The organism is Archangium minus (assembly GCF_044360475.1).
GTDB classification, from domain to species: Bacteria; Myxococcota; Myxococcia; order Myxococcales; family Myxococcaceae; genus Archangium; species Archangium minus.
Genome location: NZ_CP043494.1, coordinates 2,403,313 through 2,421,867, shown reverse-complemented (window position 1 = coordinate 2,421,867; position 18,555 = coordinate 2,403,313). Strand labels below are relative to the sequence as shown.

Here is an 18,555-nt window from a genome sequence, read left to right as displayed (position 1 = left end):
GGAATGAAACTGGCATAAGCTCAACACTCGGGCGCGCGATGGCTTCGGCATTGCACAGCAGGGAGCGCCCTGGTCATCCACTCCCCTTCCTTCAATTCCGTGGCTCTTATGCGAACTCCTTTCCCGTCAACCCCGGCCGCACGCCGTGGCCTCGCGGCGCTGACGTCTGCGCCAAGGCTGTTGCTGGCCCTCCTGGTGTTGCTGACGGCCGGCCACGCACAGGCTCAGGCCCCGACCAGCGACGCGGAGCCCAAGCTGCGCTACTGGAGCGACCAGTACGGCAACTTCGCGCTCATCGGAAACACACTCGGGCAGGACTGCCGCAGCACGACGCCCCGGCCGCTCGTCGGCACAACGCCGTCGAATGAGCCCGTGTACGGGGAGAGGAGCTGCTCCCAACGCGATACCTCCCCGGACTTCTTCTGGACCCTGGATGACTGGACGGTCGAGAACACGGCAGCCGCCACCCGTCCCTATCTCCCCGCGGTGGATGGCAGCACCCCCATCACGCCCCCGCCAGATCCTCTCAAGGCTCGCTCCCAGGCCGTGCTCACCCTGCCCCCTCGGGCCAAGGTGACGTACGCGCGCCTCTACTGGGCAGCCACCCGTTTCAACGCGGCAGCGGGCGACAAGGTCCAGGCGCCGGACCTCACCGCCATCCTGGCCCGGCCAGGCGTGGCCGGCTTCGAGAAGACCCTGACCGCCGATGACTACGCCTTCCAATACGACGGGGTCACCGAGTACCAGTACCAGTCCACGGCGGACATCACGGACATCGTGAAGGCCTACGGTCCGGGTGCCTACCAGGTCAGTGACGTGCTGGCCCTTCCCCTCGACACCGCGAACGGCGAGTACCTCTTCGACGCCTGGTGGATGGTGGTCTTCTACGAGGAGCCGGGCGCCAACAAGCGGCACCTGAAGCTCTTCGACAGCATGCGGGTCGTGGCGGGTACTCCCGGCACCACCATTGCCCTCTCCGGCTTCCACGTGCCGAGCTATGCCCAGGACGCCAAGCTGGGCGTCGTCGCCTTCGAGGGTGATGACCCCTCGCCGGACATCAACGACACGTTCGAGTTCAACGGCAAGCTGCTCAGCAACGACCTCAACCCGGCGAACAACTTCTTCAACAGCACGCGCTCCTGGACCACCCAGAAGACCAGCGTGCGCACGGACACACCGCTCGGTGGACTCGACGCGGGCACCGACGGGGTGCTCGACACCCTTCCGGTGAGCCACAGGTATGACCGTCCCCAGCTCACCGGCACGCCCGGAAGCATGTCCGGCATGGACCTGGACGTCGTGGACGTCACGGTGGCCGCGGGGACGAAGTCGGCCACGGTGCGAGTCAACACCAGCGGTGACAAGTTCTGGCTGGGCGGCTTCGTCACCTCCATCACCACCCAGGCCCCGGACTTCACCAACACCATCAAGTCGGCTCGCAACATCAGCCGCACCGATGGCACGGTCCGCCCCGGCGACATCATCGAGTACACCATCTCCACCATCAACGTGGGGGATGACCACTCACGCGACACGGTCCTCATCGACGTGCTGCCCGCTCAGCTCGAGTACGTCTCGGGGTCTATCAAGGTCCTCACGGTGGCGGCGAGTGATACCGCCACCCCCGGTCCCCGCACCGACGCCAAGGGAGATGACGTCGCCTCGTACGACACCGCCACCCGGACCCTCACCGTCTATCTGGGAACGGGCGCCACGGCCAGCAAGGGCGGCAGCCTGAAGGGCATCGTGTTTCCCGGGGATGTGGGCGAGAGCACCAGCATCTCCTTCCAAATGAGGGTCAAGTCCGAGGGCAAGGTGGAGAACCAGGCCTTCATCGAGGCCGGGGGCATGCTGGGCATCGACCCGGTGAGAACGCCCTCGCATAGCCCGAGCGGCAGCGGGCCCACGACGATCGAGGTCGCCATCGTCCCGGTGCCCGTCATCAGCACGCCCGCCAATGGCTCCTACACCACGGACAACACGCCCACGTACACCGGGACGGCCCTGCCGGGAACCACGGTCACCGTGAAGGACTCGGATGGCAAGGTCCTCTGCACTGCCGCGGTCTCGGCCTCCGGCGCCTGGTCCTGCACGGGAAGCACGCCGCTGGGCGAGGGCCCCCACACCGTCACCGCGGTGGCCACGAACAGCGCGGGCACCCCGAGTCAGCCGGCGACCACCACCTTCACGGTGGATACGGAGGCTCCCACGCCGCCCGTCATCACCACGCCCGCCTCCGGCGCCAAGCTCCCCATTCAGCGTCCCCTGTTCATCGGTACCGCTGAGCCCAACTCCACGGTCATCGTGAGCGTCGATGGCAAGGTGATCGGCCGGGTGGTGGCGGATGCCTCCGGCAACTGGTCCATCCAGGCGCCGGAACCGCTCGTGGATGGCGCGCACACCGTCAGCGCCAAGGCGCAGGACGCGGCGGGCAACATCAGCTCCTCGAACACCGTCCCGTTCTCCATCGAGACGAAACCGCCCGATACGAGGATCACCGCCCAGCCGCCGCTCAAGACCTCGAGCACCACGGCCACCTTCAATTTCGACGCCCCCGAGCGGTTCGACATCGGAGGCTACGATTGCAGCCTCGACGGCCGTACCTTCGTGCCGTGCACCGGCCCGAAGACCTACACCGAGCTGCCCGAGGGTCGCCACACCTTCGCCGTGCGTGCCAGGACCTATGGCGGCATCGTGGACCCCACTCCGGCCACCTACACCTGGCTCATCGGTGTCGACACCGACAATGACGGCATCGCCGACAGCATCGAGAAGGCCACCGGTACCGACCCGAACGATGACGACTCCGACGACGACGGCATCACGGATGGCAACGAGGACACCAATGGAGACGGCTTCGTGGATCTGGGAGAGACCGACCCGCGCAAGCGCGACACGGATGGTGATGGCATCCAGGACGGCACCGAGAAGGGCCTGCGCTCGCCCCAGGGCCTGAACACCGACGGGTCCATCTTCCAGCGCGATGAGGACCCCACCACCACGACGGACCCGCTCGACAAGGATACCGATGACGGCGGCGTATCCGACGGTGCGGAGGACTTCAACTACAACGGCCGCATCGACTCCGGTGAGTCGGACCCCAACAACAAGGCGGACGACAAGCTCACGGCCGACTCGGATGGTGATGGCATCTCCGACAGCATCGAGACGGCCACCGGCACCAACCCGAACGATGACGACTCCGATGACGACGGCATCCTGGACGGCAACGAGGACACCAATCACAACGGCATCGTGGACTCGGGTGAGCTCGATCCCCGCAAGCGCGACTCGGACCACGACGGCCTCCAGGACGGCACCGAGAAGGGCCTGACCACGCCTCAGGGCTCGGGCACCAGCACGTCCATCTTCGAGCCCGACACGGACCCCTCCACCACGACGAATCCGCTCGACGACGACTCGGATGACGACGGCCTCCTGGACGGCAACGAGGACGCCAACCACGACGGTCACACCGGCACCGGCGAGACCAGCCCGAACAAGGCCGACACGGATGGCGATGGCCTCCAGGACGGCACCGAGAAGGGCCTGACCTCTCCCCAGGGCTCGGGCACCAACGCGACGCTCTTCCAGCGCGATGAGGATCCGAGCACCCAGACGAACCCGCTCGACGCGGACACCGACGATGGCGGCGTGCCCGATGGTTCGGAGGACATCAACCACAACGGCCGCATCGATACCGACCTTGGCGAGACGAATCCGCTCAATCCCAAGGACGACATCGTCCCCGCCGACACGGACAACGACGGCATCCCCGACAGCCTGGAGATGGCCACCGGCACCGATCCGAACGATGACGACTCGGACAACGACGGCATCCTGGATGGCAACGAAGACGCCAACCACGACGGCGATGTGGACCCGGGCGAGACGGATCCGCGCAAGATCGACACGGATGGCGACGGCCTCCAGGACGGCACCGAGAAGGGTCTCTCTTCTCCCGAGGGCCTGGGCACCGACCTGGCCGTCTTCCAGCCCGACGCGGACCCCGCCACGAGAACGGATCCGCTCAAGGCGGACACCGATGGCGGCGGCACGTCCGATGGCAACGAGGACACCAACCACAACGGCGCCATCGACCTGGGCGAGACGAATCCGCTCGACCCCAGGGACGACAAGGACACGGATGATGACGGCATCGCCGACGAGCTCGAGGTGGATGCCGGCCTCGATCCGAATGACGCGGACACCGATAACGACGGCGTCATCGATGGCAAGGACGGCCTCAGCGACACGGACCGGGATGGCATCATGGACGCACTCGACCCGGACAGTGACAACGACGGCATCAACGACGGCACCGAGCTCGGCGTGACGAAGGAAACCGCCCCCGAGGGCACCGACACCGACTCGCCCAACTTCGTGCCGGACGAGGACCCGTCCACCACGACCAACCCGAAGAAGATCGACACCGACGGTGACGGCCTGAAGGACGGTGACGAGGACCAGAACCACAACGGCCGCCTCGACTCGGGCGAGAGCGCCGCGGACGACGCGGACACCGACGACGGCGGAATCCCGGACGGACAAGAGGTGTGGAGCAACTCCAACCCGCAGGACGACACGGACGACTTCCTCATCGCCGGCCGTGGCTGCAGCACCTCGGGTGGCGGCTCCGCGCTGGTGTGGCTGGCGGCGCTGTTGCTCGCCGTGCCGCTGATGCGCTCGCGGCGCTCCTCGCGCCGTGGCACCGCCGTGGCGGGTGGGCTGCTGGGCCTCCTGGGTGTGCTATCCGCTCCGGCGGCGGACGCCCAGGCCCCCACCCCGTCCCCGCTGTCCCAGTCCATCGACGTGCAGCGCTACAAGCCCGGCCCAGGCGCCACGGACATCCTCGGCGTGCACGGCGCCCGGGTGGACAAGCACCTCGGCTGGCACCTGGGGGCCTCGCTCCACTACGCGAGCAACCCCCTGGGCGTCCTCGACCCGCGCCAGGACGACTTCGTCTACGACATCGTCGCCAACCAGGTGACGGTAGACCTGATGGGGTCCATCTCCTTGTGGAACCGGTTCGAGTTGGGTGTGGCGCTGCCCCTCACGTACCAGGCCTCCGAGAACGGCGCCGCCGTCACGCCCGTCTTCCAGAATGGGGTGAGTGGCGGCGGCGTGGGCGACCTGCGGCTGGTGCCCAAGGCGCACCTGCTGACGGCGGGCAAGTTCGACCTGGGTCTGGTCGTCCCTGTCTTGCTGCCCTCCGCGGGGGGTCAAGGCTTCCGCGGTGGCGCGGGCGTGAGCGCGCGACCCCAGCTCGTGGGTGAGTGGGGCAACGGCAACGGCCTGAGGGTGGTGGCCAACCTGGGCGCCAACCTCCAGCCCGAGCAGCAGGTGCGCAACCTGCATACGGGCGCCGAGCTGATGTACGCGGTGGGTGCCCAGGTGCCCCTCGCCGAGAAGCTCGCGCTCCGCGCCAACCTCGCGGGCGCCGTCGGGCTGAACGAGCCGGACATGGAGGGGCGTCCGCTGGAGCTCCTCGCGGCGCTGCAGTACCGCATCAACCCGGGGCTGGCGGCCCACGTGGGCGGTGGCCCGGGCATCACCCGCGGCTATGGCACCCCGGGCTTCCGCATCTTCGCCGGCCTCGACTGGACCCAGCCCGGTGAGCGCGCGCCCACCGCCCCCATCGATACGGACGGGGACGGCATCGGGGCGGGCACCGCGGACATCCAGGACAAGTGCCCCAACGAGGCCGAGGACCCGGACGGCTTCCAGGACGAGGACGGCTGCCCGGACCCGGATAACGACGCGGACGGCATCGTGGACACCCAGGACAAGTGCCCCCTGCAGCCGGAGACGGTGAACGGCTTCGAGGACGCTGACGGCTGCCCGGACAAGGAGCCGGTGGACACGGACAAGGACGGGCTGATGGACCCCCAGGACAAGTGCCCGACCCAACCCGAGGACAACGACGGCTTCCAGGACGAGGACGGCTGCCCGGATCCGGACAACGACAAGGACGGCGTGCCGGACTGGGAGGACCAGTGCCCCATGCAGCCCGAGGTCATCAACGGCGTGAAGGACGAGGACGGCTGCCCGGATGAGGGCAAGTCCAAGGTGCGCCTGGAGTCCAAGCGCATCGTCATCCTGGACAAGGTTTACTTCGCCACCGCCAAGGACGTCATCCTGCCCAGGTCCTTCGATCTGCTGAAGCAGGTGGCGTCGGTGCTGCGCGCCAACCCGCAGATTGAGCTGCTACGCGTGGAGGGCCATACGGATGACCAGGGCAACGCCGTCAGCAACCTGAAGCTGTCGCAGCGCCGCGCGGCCAACGTGCGTGCCTTCCTCATCCGCGAGGGCATCGCCGCGGAGCGCCTCGAGTCGGTGGGCTACGGGCAGGAGAAGCCCGTGGACACCAACAAGACGGCGGCTGGCCGCGAGAACAATCGCCGTGTGGAGTTCAACATCCTGAGGATGGCCGGCGAGTAGACTCCAGAGTCAAAACCCCGGCCCCGAGCCGGGGCCCAGGCGGCGCGAGCAGGGAATCGACCTGCTCGCGCCGTTCCTGTTTGAAATCCCTTGTTACTGTGCGAGACCCCATGTCTTCCACCTTCACCCGCCCGCTCCTCGTGTCCATGCTCGTTCCGCTGCTTCTGGCGGCAGCGCCTCCTCCGACCGCTCCGGCCTCACCCCAATTGGAGGACGTGATTCCCGACACCTTCTCCGGCGTGGCGCGAGTGGTCGCGGTGGGTGACGTGCATGGGGACGTGCAGGCGTTGAAGGAGGTGCTACGGCTGGCCGGTCTCATCAACGAGAAGGGCCGGTGGAGCGGCGGCAAGACCCACCTGGTGCAGACAGGGGACATCCCGGATCGCGGCGACCACACCCGTGAGGCCTTCGAGCTGCTCATGCGTCTGGAGAAGGAGGCACGCGCGGCGGGAGGCCGGGTGCATACGCTGCTGGGCAATCATGAGGTGATGAACATGCTCGGGGACCTGCGCTACGTCACCCCGGGCGAGCTGGCCTCGTTCGCGGACCAGGACCCCACGCCGGATGCACCCGGCACGCAACAGGGGCTCAACGGACACCGTGCAGCGTATGGGCTCCAGGGGCGCTATGGCCGCTGGCTGCGCACCCACCCCGCGGTGGTGCGCATCAACGACACACTGTTCGTGCACGGCGGGGTTGCCCCGGAGGTACCGGCGAAGACGCTGACCGAGCTCAACCGCTGGGTGAAGCAGGACCTGTTCCCCGGCAACCCTCCAGGGGGTGCGACGAACCCGCAGGGGCCCTTGTGGTTCCGCGGCTACGCCCTGGGCGAGGAGGAGAGCGCGGCGCCCGCCCTCGAGGCGGTGCTGCAGCGCTTCGGCGCGAAGCGGATGGTGATGGGGCACACCACCGACCGGGATGGGAAGATCCGGATGCGGTGCGGCGGCAAGGCGGTGTTCATCGACACCGGCCTGAGCACCGGTTACGGCCACCACCTCGCCGCGCTGGAGATTCGCGGCGGGAAGCTCACCGCCCTCTACAAGGATGGCCGCGAGGAGCTGGTGGCTCCCACCCCTGTCTCAGGCGATCAGGTCAGCCCCTGAACCCCGGCACGCGGGTTACAGGAGCCGCGCGCTGATGGCGCTGTGCACGTCCGCGCCCGCATCCGTGAGCACGAGCTTCCGGTCATCGAGCCTCGCGAGGCCGTGCTGAACCAGCCGGGAGATCTCCGCTCGGCGCGGCGCTGGATCCTGCCCGTAGCGCACACACACCGCCTCCCAGTCCACCCCGGAGCGCAGCCGCAGCCCCATGGCCAGGCGCTCCTCGAAGAGCTCCTGAGGCCCAAGCTCCTCGCGACTGGACTCGGGCAGGGTACCCTCCTCCGCCGCCCGCATGTACGCGTCCGAGCCGCGCAGGTTCACATAGCGGTAGCCCGAGGGCCGCTCGCCCGACCCGGACGTGAGCAGCATCCCCGTGGCCCCCACTCCCAGCGCGAGGTACTCGCCCCCCGTCCAGTAGAGCGCGTTGTGCCGTGAGCTGAACCCCGGCCTCGCGTGGTTGGAGATCTCATAGCGGCGCAGCCCGTGAGCCTCGTAGGCCTCGCGGATGGCCTGCGCCATCTCCACGACCTCCTCGTCCGGAGGCAGCGCCAGCTCCCCCTTGTCGAGCTGCCGGGACAGCGGCGTGGCCACCGCCAGCACCTCCCGCTCCACCGTCAGCGCATAGGTGGACAGGTGCTCGGGCTGCAGCGCCGCGGCCTGGCGCGCATCCGCCTCCGCCTGCGCCCGCGTCTGTCCATGCACGCCGTAGATGAAGTCCATGGACACCACGTCGAAGCCCGCCCGCCGCGCCATCTCGTACCCCGCCACGGCCTCCTGGCTGGTGTGCTCGCGCCCCAGTGCCTTCAGCGTCTCCTCATGGAAGGACTGCACGCCCAGCGACAGCCGGTTGACGCCCGCGGCCCGGTAGCCCGCAAAGCGCTCGGCGTCCGCGACGCTCGGGTTGGCCTCCAGGGAGATCTCCGCCCCCGGTGCCACCTTCAGCCGTGCCGCCACGCCCTCCAGTACGTGCGCCACCCAGCGCGGGTGCCAGATGGAGGGTGTGCCACCCCCGAGGAAGATGGACTCCAGAGGCCGTGCGCGCAGTGAGGGCTCCGCCGCCAGCCGCGTGTCCAACTCCGCCAGCACCGCGCGCGCGTAGCGCTCCTCCGGCACCTGACGCACCACCGCCACCGCGAAGTCGCAGTAGGGGCATTTGGCCAGGCAGTACGGGAAGTGCACGTACAGCCCGAAACGCGCCGCCGGAGTCCCCGTGAGAGGGTCGATGGGGCCCGCGAAATCCATCCGGTGCTACTTCCCTCCCCGGAGCTGCGCGAGTTGCGCCTCCAACCGGCTCACCTTCATCTTGTAGCTGGCCGCCGCCTCCAGCGCCGTCTCCGCCGCCATCAGCTTGCGCTTCATCGTCGCCACATCCTCTTTGAGCTGGTCGCGCTCGGCGATCAGCTCGGCGGACGTCCCGGACTCCTCCGGGGCCGACGCTTCCAACTCGGCGCGCCGCTCCCGCTCCTCCGCCAGCTCCGCCTCTAGCTCCGCGACCCGGGCCTCCAGCGTCTCGCGTGCCGCGGCCTCCTCATCCGAGGCCTGGCTCTTGTTGCGCGAGGCATCCAGCGCGCCCTCCAGCATCGTCACCCGCTGCCGCAGCCGCTCCACCTGCTCCTCCGCCTCCTGCGCGCGGCGCTCGGCATCCAACTCCTCGACCTCGAGCTCCTCCTCCGCCTCGCCCTTCGCCTCCTGCTGCGCCACCTGCTCCCGTACCCGTCCCAATTCCGCTTCCACGTCGGCCAGCGCGCGCGAGAGATCCTGCCGGTCCGACTCCACCGTCCGCAGCTCGGCCTGCAGCTCCGCCACCTGCGCCTCGGCCTGCTCCGCCGCCTCGCTCAGCGCTGCGGCGTCCGCTTCCATCCGATCGCGCAGCCGCACCACCTCGGCCTCGCTCACCGCCAGCGACTCCCTCAACGACGCGAGCTCCGCCACCTCGGCCCGTGCCGTCTCGAGCTCGGCCTCCAGCTCGCGGGTGCGCGTCTGCGCCTCCTCCAGCGAGCTGCTTGACCCCTCGGACTCCGCGAGCATCGTCTCCAGCTGCTTTACCCGCGCCGACAACCCCGCCCGCTCCGCCGCCACGAGCTCCCGCTCCCGCTGAGCGGCCCGCAGCTGCTCGCCCGTGTCCTCCAGCTCGGCCAGGTTGGCCTGGTACTGCTCACGGACAGCCTCCAGCGCCCCCTGCATCTCGGCGCGCTCCGCCGCCAGCTCCGCCACCCGGTCCTGCGCCAGCGACAGGGCCTCCTTTGCCCCGACGAGCTCCTCAGCCAGAGCGCCGCGCGAGCTCCGCTCGTGCTTCAGCTCCCCGGTGACGCGCGACAGCTCCGACTCCACCTCCGCCAGCGCGCGCGAGAGGTCCTTGCGGTCCTCCTCGGCCGTGTGCAGCTCGCCCTGCAGCTCCGTCACCTTCGCCTCGGCCGCCGCCGTACGCGCTGCCTCGCGCGACAACGCCAGGGAGGCCTGCTCCAGCTTCGCGGGCAAGTCCTTCAGCGCGCCGAGCTGCTCCTGCGCCTCCGTCAACTGCCTGCGCAGCGTGGCCTCGGAGACGCGCAGCTCTTGGAGCTCGGACTCACGCTCGGAGTACAGCGCCCTCGCGCGCGTCAGCGTCTCCGTCTTCTGCTTCAGCACCGAGCGGAAGTGCTCGAGCTTCTCCTCCGGGGCGCTCCCCAGCGGCATGCGAGGCTCGGGGGGTTCCGCGAAGGGGTCCGCCCACCCCACGGGGCGCACCGGGGCCGTCACCGCCTCCGAAGAAGCCCGGGACGAGGCCTGCACGGAGGGCAGCGACATGGCGGGCCGGAAGGCAGCCGGAGTGACGGATGGCGCCTTGCCCGTGTCGGGAGCAGGCCCCGTCCGGCGTGGCGGTAGCGGCGGGGGCCCGGGCAGGGCCGCGGGACGCGCGTCCTCCTCCAACCCCTCCCGCAGCTCTGTGAGTGAATCCCTCTCCTCTGACGACGACCCCATGCGCGCCCACGTTAACGCCCGAACCTCTTCTTCTCCACAGACGTCCGCATCCACACGCCCTCCGGCCTCCCGTCTGGTCTCCAGGCTCACAACAGGGTCGCGGTGGGCCCACCCAGGCGTTAGGGACTGGGCGGAAAGGCCGCCGGCTTGCCTTGCCTCCCCCCACAGCCGGTGACAGGTTCAGACGTTCCATGGCTCAGCGCTACACACTTCCCAACGGACTCACCGTCGTCTTCGAGGAGCTGCATTCCGCCCGGGTGGCCGCCTTCCAGGTGTGGGTGAAGGCCGGCAGCGCCGATGAGCGTCCTGATCAGGCCGGACTCGCGCACCTGCACGAGCACATGCTCTTCAAGGGCACGGCCCGACGCGGCCCCGGGGAGATCGCCCGCGACGTGGAGGCCCACGGCGGTGAAATCAACGCCTGGACGTCCTTCGACCAGACGGTCTACCACATCGTCATCGCCAGCCAGTTCGCCCGCATGGGGTTGGACATCCTCGGCGACGCCATCCGCTCCTCCGCCTTCGACGCGGACGAGCTGGCGCGCGAAATCGAAGTGGTGTGCGAGGAGATCAAACGCAGCCAAGACACCCCAGCCCGGCGGGCCTCGCGCGATCTCTTCTCCACGGCTTACCAGGTGCACCCCTACCGCGCCCCCGTCATCGGCACCGCGGAGAGCGTGCGCAGCTTCAACCGGGACAAGGTGCTCGAGTTCTACCGGCGGCACTACACGCCGAAAAACCTGGTGCTCTCGGCTGTGGGTGACTTCACCGAGGCAGAGCTGCGCCGGTGGGTGGAGGAAATCTTCGGCGGAGACTGGGGCCGGCCCTACGAGGGCGCCGTGGGTCGCGCGCGCGAGCCCGAGCTCACCCGCCGCCGCGTGTTGCTGCGTCCGGACGAGGTGAAGGAGGCCTACCTCAACCTCGCCTTCCCCATCCCCCAGGCGAGCCACCCGGACGTGCCCGCGCTGGACGCGCTGGCCATGCTCGCCGGCCAGGGCGAGACGTCCCGGCTGGTGCTGGAGGTGAAGCGCAAGCGCAGCCTCGTCAACGACGTCCACGCGTACGCCTACACACCGAGGGACCCTGGCCTCTTCACAGCCAGCCTCACCCTGCCCCCCGCGAAGCTGCCCCAGGCGCTCGAGGAGACGGTGCGGGTGCTGGCCGCGCTGCGCACGGGCCAGGTACCCGCGGACGAGCTGGCCACGGTGAAGGCCCTCATCGAGGCCGAGGCCATCTACCAGCGCGAGACGATGCAGGGACTGGCGCGCAAGCTGGGCCACTACCAGTCCTCCATGGGAGATTTGGCGGCGGAAGCACGCTACTACGAAGCCATTGCGCGCCTCACCCCCGAGCACATCCGCGAGGTCGCCGAGCGTTACCTGCGCTTCGACCACACCGTCATCACCGGGCTGCTGCCTCCGGGCACCCCCTTCAGTGCAGAGCAGGCCGAGGAGATTCTCGACCGGGTGTCCCGCGAGGCTCCTGGCGCCCCCGTCGAGCGCCGTGCTCCCCGAGCCGCGTCCGCCGAGCCCGCGCTGAAGGTGAGCCGCGCCGCACCGGCCTCGCCGAGTCGGGTGGTGGAGGAGCGGCTGCCCTCGGGCGCGCGCATCCTCGTGCGCGAAGAGCCTGCCGTGCCGCTCTTCGCCATGCGTGCCGCGTTCCCCGGTGGCCTGCGCTACGAGACGGCAGAGAACAACGGCCTCACCACGCTGCTCGGCCGCTGCCTCACCCGAGGCACGCCGACGCATGACGCAGAGGAGATCTCCCACCTCATCGACAGCTTCGCCGGCTCGCTCACGGGCCAGGGCGGACGCAACTCGGTGGGCCTGCGCGGCGAGTTCCTCTCACGCCACTTCCAGCCCGCCTTCCGGCTCTTCGCGGACTGCCTCCTCAACCCCCGCTTCCCCGAGGCCGAGGTGGCTCGGGAACGTGCCCTGCTGCTGCAGGACATCCTCACGCGCGAGGACAAGCCCAGCGGCGTGGCCTTTGATCTCTTCGGCCGCACCCTCTTCCGCACGCATCCCTATCGGCTGTCCACGCTGGGCGAGCAGTCCTCCGTGGAGAAGCTGGGGCCAGACGCACTGCGCGCCTACCACGCCGCGCACATGGACCCGTCGCAGCTCGTCCTGAGCGTGGTGGGCGATGTGAAGGTGGATGAGGTGCTCGCCCTCGCGCACGAGGCCTTCGGAGTCTCCCGCGGCCACGCGGCACCTCCGCCCGAGGTACAGCCCGAGCCGCCGCTCGAGGGCCCTCGCTCGGACAAGCGAGTCCTGGCACGCGCACAAGCCCACCTCGTCTTGGGCTTCCCGGGCGTGCGGGTGAGCGACAGCCGGCGGCACGCGCTGGAGGTGCTCTCCACGCTGCTCAGCGGCCAGGGCGGGCGACTCTTCGTGGAGCTGCGCGACAAGCGCTCCATGGCCTACAGCGTCAGCAGCTTCTCCATGGAGGGCGTGGACCCGGGCTACTTCGCCGTCTACATGGGCACCAGCCCCGAGAAGCTGGAGGCCGCGCTCGCCGGCATCCGCACGGAGCTCACCCGCGTGCGCGACGAGCCCATCCCCGAGGCCGAGCTCTCCCGCGCGAAGCAGCATCTCATCGGCACTCATGAGATTGGCCTGCAACGCAACGGCTCGCGTGCCGCGCTGCTCGCGCTGGATGCCTGCTACCACCTGGGCCAGGAGAACTTCTTCCACTACGCGGAGCGCGTGGCGGCGGTCACGGCCGAGGACGTGCGCACGGTGGCCCGCCAGCTCATCGACTTCGAGCGTAGCGCGCTCGCCGTTGTCGGCCCCTGAGCCCCCGCAAAGAAAAATCCCCTCTCCCGAGTGGGGAGAGGGGATGAGGTTCACCGAGCCTCGGTGGAGGCCCGGCTCACCGGAACACCCGGCTCACGGCTGCGCGCAAGCCTCGGCGTTCTCGTGGCGGCACTCGTGCAGGTTGCGCGGCACCTCCAGCCAGTAGATGTCCGGAGCCGCGTTCGTCATGGTCTTCGCCGCCTCCGTGATGGGAGCCGAGCCCGGGCTCGACATCGCCACCTCGTAGCGCTTGGACCCATCCTTCGCCAGCGTGACGACCGGCATTCCCGCGCCCGGAGGACCACCCGTCGGGCGGGCCTTCGACTGGATGTAGCCCGTCAGGATGCGCCTACCGGTGGACGGATCCGTATCGTACACCTGGAAGCTCGCGGCCTGGTCCGGCAGGCCCGTGATGGCGTCCGCCTGCCACGAGTAGGACATGTCACCCAAGCCCGACAACGTGCAGGCCGCGGCCCCCGTCCCCGCGGACGGAGAGAAGGTAGGCCAGAAGACGACGCCCGCGAGCACGGTCGACCCTTCCGCCGTGCGCTCCAACAAGCTGTTGTCGTAGCGCACGAACCAGCCCGGAGTGCCCGGACCCGCGCCCGGCAGCTTCTTCAGGTCGGCAGGGGTGATGTAGCGCTGCGCCACCCCCGACTCATCCGCAGGCAGGGTCTTGTAGTAGGCATTCGGAATGGTCACGTCCACCAGCGAGCACGAGCTGCCGTCCGAGCACTTGAAGCCCGCCGTGTCCGTCAGGCGCATCCCGTCGAACTTCACTGCGCCGGCCGCGTCACTGAAGGTGCGGTTACCGCTGCCGTACGCCTGGAAGCCGAAGTAGCGGTTGAGCGCCACCTCCGCCTTCTCGGCGTCGCTCAACTTCAGGTCGCTGTGCTCGGCCAAGTTGAGGGGGAGGTGGTCACACGACCACGTGGCGCCCGACTGCGCGCAATACGACATGGTCGAGAACTCCCGGGGCTTGCCATCCGCCGGCAGCGTCGGCGGGTACACGGCGGAGCCGTATGCCGCAGTGGGGCAGCTGATGGTGAGCTGGGTCAGCTCCATCCGAGAGCCACCGGAGCACGCCGAGCCCGGAGTGTTGGCCCAGGCGTCCACGTTGCTCTGCAGCACGCCGCCCACGTACTTGATGGTGTTGGTGCGCTTGCGACCGTTGAGCTCTCCGACGAACTTCGCCTCCACGTTGCACTTCAACCGGAGGCACGCCAGCAGGTCGTCCGCGCTGCAGTCCGTGCCCGGCGTGGTGCGCAGGTGCTGCCGATCGCCGGTGCCCACGAAGGCACGCAGCCAGCCCGTGTCCGGCTGCAGAACCGTGGAGGCAATCTGGAAGAAGGGCGCCTTCTTCCAAGCACTGTACGGCCCATTCAGGTGACCGTCCTCACGCGCCATCTCCAGCGAGCGCGCACCGAACCAGTTGGTCACCTCTCCCGTGGTGGCATCCCGCTCGCCCGGCACATGCAGGCGGAACGTCCACATCTGACCGCCCATGTCGCCGACGACCAGCGTGTCGAAGAAGCCGTCCACGTCGATCTGCACGCTATCGCCCTTGCCGATGTCCACCAGCGCCGGCGAAGCCACCACAGGCATCATCTGGTTGAGGACCTGATCATAAGCGGTCGTCTTGATGCCGGGCTGGGCTTCCGCAGACCACAGCTTCGCACCCGACCAGGCGTCCACCAGATACACGCCGCGGCCACGCGTCAGATCCGGGCTGTAGCCACCATTGATCGCAACAACCCAGCGCTCCTCCCAACCGCGCTCAGCGTCCTTGCTCGACGAACTCGCGTTGGCCTTGAGGCGCACCGGCCCGATGGGAGGCGGCCTGGGCGCGAAGTTGGACCAGGACTGCCCCATGCTGACCGACGCATGGTCGCACGCATTGGGGAACATCCAGCGGAAGGGCCGGAGGCTCTTGTTGCCCGGATCCTTGAGCGCCTTGAGCATCAGGTACGGGTCCGTCACGTCCAGCGCCGTGAAACGCTGGCCGCCGCCGCGCTCGGTGATGACGGCGATGGAGCGGAACTCCTCCGACTGCTTGACGCCATCCCGCTTCGGGTCCAGCAAGGTGCCACTGGGAGCACCATCCGCCCAGATGTCACGCACCATGGCCGTACCGTCCACGAAGTACTCGTGGCCGCTCACCATCAAACCCAGCTTGGGCATCAGGTCCGGCGGGATGAAGGCCCACAGCTCCTGGCCCGTGCCAATGTCGTGGATGTCGTCGAACTTGTTCTCCTTGGAACGGCCCGTCACCGAACCCACGTGGACGGCGTGGATCATTCCGCCGTTGGAGCCCACCAGCGCGATGCGATCACGCCCGCCCAGCTCCGACATGTACTCGGAATAGGCGCCGTAGTTTCCGGCCATGTAGTTCGCAGCCGGCTCCATGGGCGTGGGCTGGGGAACCTCGATAAACCCCACTCGATTGTAGAGGGTGGACACGCACTGACCGGCCAGGGCGTTGTCGCAGACGAAGGGCTCGACGGGCGGATCCACCACCACCGGCGTGGAGTGGAAGATGTCCGCGAGCTTGCAGGACTTGGTGTCCTCCGGCTTGGCGTTGTCCGCGCAGGGCAGCTCCTCATCCCGGATGGAATCACCGTCGGCGTCGAAGACGTCCAGGCCGCGCACGTAGCGGACGAGTTGGAGGAGGCAGTCGTCCTGCTGCGCGGCGGTGCCCGCCCACGCCTTCTTCTGCTTGGCGTAGAGCGTGCCGCAGAAGGAGTCACCCGCTGCCAGCATGTAGCTCTTGAGCTGGGCGAGATTGTCCTCGTGGAACTCGACAGGCGGGTTGTCCTCCGCGGTGAACTTGCCGTCGTTGTCCCTATCGACGAGGGTGAAGATGCAGCGACCACCATCCTCCTTGAGCGGGTTGTTGGGGTCGCACTTCAGGGCCGCCTTGCGCTTGCCGATCGTCTCGCCCAGGTCCCAGAAGGGCTTCGCCGCGGAGCCGCCCTCCAGCTTGCCGCCCTCCACGGGGCTCGCCGTGTTCACCTTGACCCAGATGCCCTCGGTGTTCTCCTGGACGATGTTGTCCTTCGTGAAGCTGGAGATGGCCGGCACGGTGCCCGGTGCACCCGAGAAGCCCGCCGGCTTGTCCACGTAGAAGGAGTCGTCGCAGTCGCCGTCCTCGTTGAGGTCTCCCGCGCCACCCGCCGTGCAGCCCTGGGCGAACTCGCTGTAGTAGAAGAAGCGGTAGAGGTGGCCCTCGTACGGACGGTCCCGGCGCGGGATGAAGCGCGGCACGTACACGGACGACTGAATCCCGCCCGCCTGCACGCCGGAGATGTTGGCGGCGGCAAACGAGGTGGAGAGCTCCTTCAGATCGCCGAGCGCATCGATGATGGCCTCACGCAGCTCGGTGGCATTGTTGGCGCGGTAGAAGTTGCCCTTGCCGGCCTTCGCGATGCTCTGGAGCATGGCGCTGTTGTCGCCGTAGCCAATGGTGTACGTGCGCACGGACTGCATACCCGGCATGTCGTCGCGCAGGTCCATGTTGGCCAGGAAGAAGGCCACGTCATCCATGAAGTTCTTGTTGCCCACGCCCAGACCGGTCGGCCAGTTCCAGTCGGTGTAGTCGCAGTCCTCCTTGGTGTACTTGACGCCCGGGGCCTTCTCGAAGTGATCGCAGTAGTTGACACCGCCCACGTCCGGGTTGTGCTCGGGGTCCGCCGGATTGAACTTGACCAACGACGAATCCGGAGCCGGGTGCCGGACACCCTTGGTGACGAGCAGCTCCATCATCTTGGTGATGGGCACCGAGTTGTCGTACTTGGGCGCGCCGTCCGTCAGCACGATGACCGAGCTGACCTGGCAGCCGAAGCAGACAGAGCGCTTGTCGGGAGAAGGCAGCTCGTTCAGCGGATCGATCTCCCACGGCTGGCCCGGCCGTCGGTAGCCCGTGGCGGGATCATTGTAGGGAGCCTTGACCCACTCATCGGCGCCCGCGGCATAGGTCGCGCCAGGCTGACCCGTGTACGGGTTGTCGTAGGTACCGCCGTTGCAGCAGCCCGGCCAGCCGAAGTACCCGGGGCTGAGCGGCTGCTTGAACCAGTTCTCCCACTTCTTGTCCGAGATTTGAGAGGAGAAGTAGCCACCCAGGCCGAACAGGGCCTCACCGATGGAGCGCTCGTTGTTGCGGAACTCCGTCTTGTTGACGGCCTGCATCAGCAGGGGCCGATTGAGCGCCGTCTCGTTGATGGTGGGGAAGGACTTGTCACAGGTCGGACGCAGACCCGCGAGCACCTCCGGCGGATCAAACCAACCGTGGTCCTTGCCGAAGGTGGCCACGCCCATGCGCACGTTGGGCGCCATGTTGATGACGTCCTTGAGCACCTTGCGCGCGACCACGAACTTGGGCGGACGCACGTTGAGCACACGGCCGCTGACGATCCACTTGCGGAACGCCTCAGGAGGCAGCGGCGGCTCGTCGAAATCCCGCGGCGGACCCGCCTGCGTTGGAGAGGTTTTCGCGGTTACGATCGGACCCCGCCACCAGCCCTTGGTCGCCAGGCAGCGCCGGCAGTCCGTCATGATCTGCGCATCGACGGAGCCATAGGGATAGTCCGCGGTATCCCAGCCCACGCTCCCGTAACACGCGGAGAGCGCGTCCCCGTAGGTGGTCATCGTCTCGAAGTCGCTGGAGAGCGTGCCCGGACCTTCCTCCACCCAGAAGGAGATGCGCCGACCGCGCGTGAAATAGAATTTGTTCGGATCGAAGAACTGCGAGGCCAGGTCGGCGTCGTTGTCGTAGATGACGGAGCCGTTCTTCCCCGGATCCGCGCTGTCCTTGTCGAACCAGTTCATCGCGGCGACCAGCGCCGGGTCATCGCAGCCCGTGTTGAGGGCGAGTCCAGCCGTACCCTCGCCTCCGCGGTCACCAGGCTTGGTGGAGGCCGTGGGCGGAGGCTCAAAGCCGGGCGTGAACGCCTCGGGCAGGTACACGGGGAAGTCCTGCATGGACTCGTTGCTGCCCAGCAGGAACATGGCGCTCGGAGGGCTGGCGGGGACCTCGAAGAAGTCCTTGTCGCCACCGACCGCGGGGCTGATCATCGTGTCGCCAACGGCCACGGCGCTCGAGCAGCACGCGGCCTTGTCGGGCAGGGGAACAGCACCCGAGCGGCTCTCCACAGCCAGCAGTCCCACGCCCCCCGCCACCACCACGCCCGCAGCTAAACCCACCCTGCGTATGAACGGCCTCCGCAGAGCGTGTCGCATGGTGTCGAAGTTGATGCGCATCATGA

The 18,555-nt window shown here is 68.4% G+C and carries 6 protein-coding genes; 3 read left to right on the top strand and 3 right to left on the bottom strand.

Annotation, left to right across the window (positions count from 1 at the left end):
- Positions 1–108 precede the first annotated feature (108 nt).
- Together F0U60_RS09920 and F0U60_RS09915 are read left to right on the top strand one after the other, a co-directional pair.
- Entirely contained in the window at positions 109–6,441 is a 6,333-nt protein-coding gene (locus tag F0U60_RS09920; RefSeq protein ID WP_395817132.1) for an Ig-like domain-containing protein, read from the top strand.
- Between the two features lie 110 nt (positions 6,442–6,551).
- Positions 6,552–7,544: a shewanella-like protein phosphatase gene (locus F0U60_RS09915; RefSeq protein ID WP_395817129.1), complete on the top strand. Its 993-nt coding sequence runs from the start codon at positions 6,552–6,554 to the stop codon at positions 7,542–7,544.
- Between the two features lie 15 nt (positions 7,545–7,559).
- Here F0U60_RS09915 and hemW read toward each other — a convergent pair whose 3' ends face one another.
- Both hemW and F0U60_RS09905 read right to left on the bottom strand, forming a co-directional pair.
- Positions 7,560–8,783, bottom strand: a complete 1,224-nt coding sequence (gene hemW / locus F0U60_RS09910) for a radical SAM family heme chaperone HemW (protein WP_395817126.1) — start codon at positions 8,781–8,783, stop codon at positions 7,560–7,562.
- A 6-nt stretch (positions 8,784–8,789) separates the two neighbouring features.
- The gene (locus tag F0U60_RS09905; protein ID WP_395817124.1) at positions 8,790–10,499 is read right to left on the bottom strand and encodes a hypothetical protein; all 1,710 of its coding nucleotides are present in this window, start codon (positions 10,497–10,499) and stop codon (positions 8,790–8,792) included.
- A gap of 191 nt (positions 10,500–10,690) precedes the next feature.
- Here F0U60_RS09905 and F0U60_RS09900 point away from each other — a divergent pair, with 191 nt between their 5' ends.
- On the top strand, positions 10,691–13,294 hold the full coding sequence (locus tag F0U60_RS09900; protein WP_395817121.1) for a M16 family metallopeptidase: 2,604 nt from the start codon (positions 10,691–10,693) through the stop codon (positions 13,292–13,294).
- A 93-nt stretch (positions 13,295–13,387) separates the two neighbouring features.
- Here F0U60_RS09900 and F0U60_RS09895 read toward each other — a convergent pair whose 3' ends face one another.
- Positions 13,388–18,553: a hypothetical protein gene (locus F0U60_RS09895; RefSeq protein ID WP_395817117.1), complete on the bottom strand. Its 5,166-nt coding sequence runs from the start codon at positions 18,551–18,553 to the stop codon at positions 13,388–13,390.
- Between the last annotated feature and the right edge of the window lie 2 nt (positions 18,554–18,555).